Origin of the sequence: Enterococcus sp. 3H8_DIV0648 (genome assembly GCF_002140655.1) — a bacterium.
In the GTDB taxonomy this organism is placed as follows: domain Bacteria; phylum Bacillota; class Bacilli; order Lactobacillales; family Enterococcaceae; genus Enterococcus_A; species Enterococcus_A hulanensis.
Map to the genome: position 1 here is coordinate 116,728 of NZ_NGLG01000002.1, position 5,063 is coordinate 121,790.

Consider the following 5,063-nt stretch of genomic DNA (forward strand, 5'->3'; position numbering starts at 1 on the left):
GGCTTTACTTTATCTAGTGAAGATCAAGTGGTAATGAGATCGTTCTTTAATGAAAAAATCGGGTTAAAGTATTCACCAACACTTGTAAAAATTGATCAAAAAACTCCAACGTACGGATTTGTTGGTTCAGAAACAACCTTAGAAGAACTTCAAACTTTAAACGACTAAAAATACAGAAGGAGGAGCAAAAAATTTGCTCCTCCTTCTGTATTTTTAGTCTCGCATTGAAGGGTTTCTTTTCTCTAATGTTTTGGTGACGAGTAATCTGAAAGAATCTTAGGGTAAGACCTCACATCTACGAAAAAAAGCTTGATATATGGCTGTGTACACGGAAACATTTCTTGCCAGACTAAAGCCTAATAATTGCTCAAAAGTAGGTAGCGTAAATCAAGAGGGAGATTGATGTGAAAGTTGCCTCATCTAACAATATCATTAATCAATCCTTCAAAAAATTTTTAATTATGTTTACCTCTGGATCAAGGTGAATATGACAAATCGAATTACTAAGCAGCATTCGAAATTTGACGAAAAAAATCAAAGTTTACTCCCTTAACTTGAGAGTGAACTTTGATATATTTAAAGACCTGAGAACAGTGCTCTAATTATTAAATTCTGGAGCCGAACAATCTTGCTATAGTCATAGTTTTTGCCCATGGTCCTAATCCATTAAAAAATACTTTTTGAAGTTTGTCCCATCGTTTTTGGGAAGCTGAGTCAAATTTAAATCCATTCAATCCAATTTCAATATTGATCCTCTGAATCATACTATCAAGACAATTCTTGAATTGTAAGCCGTGTACTTTTGACAACTCAATAATCGAATCTTCAATAATAGTATGAGCGTTTGTTTTATACTGATTTTGACTATGTCTCAATTGCACCTGGATTTCTTTAAGCAGCAATAGAATATCGTCTTCAGTGTATTTTTTCAAAACTTATTACCCCCGACCGGCACCAATCAGAGCATTAGTTACATTGTTTACAGTTTGGTTTGCGACGACGTCCCACTTAACACGACAATTTCCAACTTTAACAACTCCGTTGATACATTCCATATTATCTGTAAATGAAACAGTCTTCCAGTTTGCTCCGCCTACTGTTTTTTTTAAATCTTCTCCTAGTAATGACTTTTTAATCATATTAACCTCCATCTCGACTCGCTCCGCTCTTCGAGTCAAATAGTAATGAAAACGGACGCGAATTTCCGTTTATAATGTAGATAGGAGAGGCACACTACAAAGCACGGTGAGGTGAGTTGTAGGAAACCTCAATCGTTTAAACCAGTATATTAACCAGTATAAGGTCAGGGTGCTCAAGCACAAATGAGTGGTGCCAAAGAGCCCGCACACTAATCATTGTTTTAACAAATCCTGTTACATGCTGCCCTGATCAGTCACTGTCTCTCCGCTACTTTATAGAAAGGGGCGAAGAATCATGAAAGTCGTTTATCCCGTTTGTTGTGGCATTGATGTGCACAAGCGTTTTCTAGTCGTGGCTGTGATTACCACGAAAGCTGGCGAATTAACGCTACATTCTCAGAAAAAATGATTTTTAATTTTTAACAACCAGATTCTGGCATTGAAAGACTGGTTGTTAGAATGCAACTGTTACAATATTTGTATGGAAAGTACCGGTAAATATTGGGTTCCTGTTTCCAATTTGCTGAATGATGTTAACAGCGATTTATCACATGCTCTCCACTGGCGAAGTTTGGAATCCGTCTGATTTGCATAAGATTGATATACCAGACAATCTTGTTCAAAAGCAGAAAGATAAAGCAATTAAACAAGTATCGAAACTTCTTATCGCAGAAGGATTATTGTCGGAAGATTTTGTTAAGAAAGAGCCGCTGCTTAATTAAATAAAGTGTTTCTAGTCAAGAAGGCAATTCTTGACGTTTATTTGTCATGCTCGTAATTCTTGGATTGATCAGTTAGGGACTTAATTTTGTTTTCATACTAACACCTCCGTTCATCTTATGTATAAATGGTAACTAATATTGAATAAGTAATGTCGTAAAAATCATAAGATAGCGTATTCAAGTCTCAAAATGAACCTATATAATGTCTGCTGTGACCTTCAAGAAAAAATGTAAAAAATCCTGCTCACATAGGCCCTTACGATTTATTTGTAGCTTTAATCTAAAGTAAGAAATTTTTATACTGCATTTAAGTCTAAGGACACAAAAAGAAGAGAATAGTTGTTATTTCCGTCGGACTTTGATAGATAATATTGAATTTGTCAAAAAAAGTTGAGATATTAGTTCTACCAAAAATGAAAAGGGAGTAGATAGTAGGTATGAAAATTATGTTCCTTTAAGGGAGGCAGCTAAAATTCTAGGGGTCAATTTCAAAAATAGATTCATTCAAAGGCAAATCAGAAATGGAATTCTGAAATCTTCAAATTATGAAGCAGGAGTTATACTAAAAGAAAAACTCGAAGTAGATATCTCTGGATTATTTAGTAAAATTCATTCATCAGAAGAGCTACGAAATTCTTATTTACGAGCATATATGAAGGATAGAGGTGTCAAAACTGCATATCAAATGTCACAAATCTATGATGTAGATGAATCAAGATTAAGAAGGGATGTCAGAAATGGTGATTTGGATACACCTCTTGATTATTGGGATAGATATATACCTCCGACATTTGAAAAGGACGAAATTCCTGATTATTTTGTAAATGAACGCATCGTATATGATACCCAAAAAAGTAGAAAATATTTTGAACGGTTCAGTGTTAAAGATGAAGAAAAACTTGGTGAACTATACTCAGCAAAAAATGGTTTTTTTGTCTCCCAGAACGTAGCTGTTTTTAGAAATGGCAAATATCAAATGAATGAAGGGAAATTAATAACTAGTGTAAGGAATTTTGTAGACTTTTCTCTTCGATCGATCAATGTATACTATTCCCCATACTATCCAATTGTTCTTATTAGATTAAATAATCATCAGTATTTCACATTTGCCATTTCGGAGGCGTATAGCAATGAGCGTAATGCAAATGGAAAACTAGATTTTGAGATATTAGGAGTCACTCATAAATTATCACTTGATGACTGTAATGATTTCCTCTCCTTTTTATATCATATGGGGGCCTATTTCTTTGATTTACTCACTTGTTCAAATGATTTTTCTTATATCCCATTTATTATGGATGCAGTAAGTGGTGGACCTAGAAAATTAGTGTCAAATGATTTTGAATTTAATGAGCTGGATTTCTATGACGTTGTCAATACACTACGAAATTTAGTACAGTTGAGTGCTTCAAAAAGAAAAACTAGATAAACTCTTTTGTTGAAGAGATTTCATTTTTTGATAGATGTAGTGGTAAAATCTTGATTTAACAGGTTTTTCCGGCTCTCTATTTTTCCTTTTACGTTCTTCCCTGGCTCATACTTTTTAACCGTGATCGAACGCTAATTCATTTTTCGCATGAGTTTTTGTACGCGTTTAAGGGAGAGTGCTTCTCCACGAGCTACAAGTAATTTGTGGATTTTGGGCGCATCATAGATCCCCTTGTTTTCAAAGTAGATCCCTGAAATCAAGCGGCTAAGGCGTTCATTTTCTGTTTGTCGTTTGGAAGGCGCTTTCTTTAGCTGATCGTAATAGCTAGAACGTGGTACTTCCAACACTTCACACATCTGTTTTACGTCATAATCATTTGTATTGGATTGAATAAATTCGTAGACATCGTCGGTCTCTACTTTTGAGCGAATATGGTTAAGGCCTTTTTTAGAATGGCATTTTCCTCTTTCATACGAGCCATTTCTTTTTTCATGGCGAGAATTTCTGCTTCAGTCATACCGGTTTCTTCATTTTTGGTGTAAAGCTTGTTCCAACGGTAAATGGTTTGTGTAGCGATCCCATATTCCTCAGCTGACTGTTCCACTGATTGACCAGACTGATAGAGCTCAACGATTGTCTTTTTGAATTGTTCATCCATTTTTTCTTGGCTTTTGCCATTTTGGATACGTCCTTTTCTTAGTAGTTAAATTCTACCAAATCGTGTCCATGAATTCATCTTAACACCAGTTGATGATGAGGATAAGAAGGTTAGAAATGATGCTAGTTATGGAAAAGATTATATCTTAGGTCGATACAAATCGAACCATTCAATAAAGAAACTGGAGGCGTAGGATGGCAAAGAAACCTGGGAAAAAATCAAGAGCAAAGAAACGAACACCTGAGCCAGCTAGTTACTTGGACTCACCATTACTGATTTTCCAGTATAATAGACTTAGATAGCGGGAAGGATGTGTCGATTCATGACTCTCGATATAGATAAAAAAAAGTTAACAATTATGGGTGTACAGTTTGATTCTCAAAGAGATTTTAAAGGTGTTTGGTACGCTCTGAGTACAAATATGATTGAAGGCTGGGAACCTCGCAAGAAAGATGTTGAGGAAATGAAACTGTACATTAGCAAGAAGAACAAAGAGAGATCTTATGAATAGAACAAATGATTATGAAGAATATTACTACGACGATCCTGATAATGAGTATACCTATCAGGATTCTTTTGTCCTAAGAAATAAATTTAATATTCGAAACTCTGTTGAACTATCGGAAAAAGAGTATCAAATAGTGAAAACGAAGGCGTTGGATCTTTTCTTTTCGCCAATTTTTGTTTACTCGATGAATGATGTTTGCCAGATTCACTATAGTCTTTTTTCTGATTTATATGATTGGGCTGGTAGTTATAGAAAAGTTAATATTTCAAAACAGGGAAAAGCATTCATGGCAATGCAGGCTTTTACTACAGGTGAACAATACTTGAATACCTTGATTCGTGACTATAATGAAAATATACATACTTCAGTTGAAATTGCTGCTTGTTTGGCGAACATTCTGGATAATTTAAATTATATGCATCCATTTAGAGAAGGAAACGGACGCAACGAGAAGTAATAAGAGTATTAGCGTTATCTAAAGGATATGAGTTATTGATAAATGTTGATGGTGAAGATAAAATTTATCACCAATATATGGATGGAACTGTTTATTCAGATGTAAATACTTTAGAGCATATGATTCATAGTCTGTCTCTTATACACATCT

7 protein-coding genes are annotated in these 5,063 nt (G+C 34.7%); 3 read left to right on the forward strand and 4 right to left on the reverse strand.

The window, feature by feature from the left end; translation table 11 throughout:
* Positions 1-605 precede the first annotated feature (605 nt).
* Together A5875_RS17045 and A5875_RS17050 are read right to left on the reverse strand one after the other, a co-directional pair.
* Positions 606-932, reverse strand: coding sequence for a hypothetical protein (locus A5875_RS17045; RefSeq protein WP_088934805.1), 327 nt, complete (start codon positions 930-932; stop codon positions 606-608).
* A 6-nt stretch (positions 933-938) separates the two neighbouring features.
* Entirely contained in the window at positions 939-1,151 is a 213-nt protein-coding gene (locus tag A5875_RS17050) for a hypothetical protein (protein WP_207114506.1), read from the reverse strand.
* A 1,362-nt stretch (positions 1,152-2,513) separates the two neighbouring features.
* On the opposite strand from A5875_RS17050, the gene A5875_RS17060 reads away from it, so the two are divergent.
* Entirely contained in the window at positions 2,514-3,290 is a 777-nt protein-coding gene (locus tag A5875_RS17060; protein WP_088934808.1) for a hypothetical protein, read from the forward strand.
* A 131-nt stretch (positions 3,291-3,421) separates the two neighbouring features.
* Here the strand turns inward: A5875_RS17060 and A5875_RS17065 are convergent, their stop codons facing one another.
* Both A5875_RS17065 and A5875_RS17070 read right to left on the reverse strand, forming a co-directional pair.
* Complete coding sequence (locus A5875_RS17065; RefSeq protein ID WP_088934809.1) at positions 3,422-3,646, reverse strand: IS3 family transposase; 225 nt, start codon at positions 3,644-3,646, stop codon at positions 3,422-3,424.
* Between the two features lie 59 nt (positions 3,647-3,705).
* Positions 3,706-3,948: a transposase gene (locus tag A5875_RS17070; RefSeq protein ID WP_088934810.1), complete on the reverse strand. Its 243-nt coding sequence runs from the start codon at positions 3,946-3,948 to the stop codon at positions 3,706-3,708.
* Between the two features lie 322 nt (positions 3,949-4,270).
* Between A5875_RS17070 and A5875_RS17075 the strand changes: the two genes are divergently transcribed.
* Both A5875_RS17075 and A5875_RS17080 read left to right on the forward strand, forming a co-directional pair.
* On the forward strand, positions 4,271-4,459 hold the full coding sequence (locus A5875_RS17075; RefSeq protein ID WP_088934811.1) for a hypothetical protein: 189 nt from the start codon (positions 4,271-4,273) through the stop codon (positions 4,457-4,459).
* On the forward strand, positions 4,452-4,913 hold the full coding sequence (locus A5875_RS17080; protein WP_340672810.1) for a Fic/DOC family protein: 462 nt from the start codon (positions 4,452-4,454) through the stop codon (positions 4,911-4,913). Before A5875_RS17075 ends, A5875_RS17080 begins: the two co-directional genes overlap by 8 nt.
* The last annotated feature ends 150 nt before the right edge of the window (positions 4,914-5,063 follow it).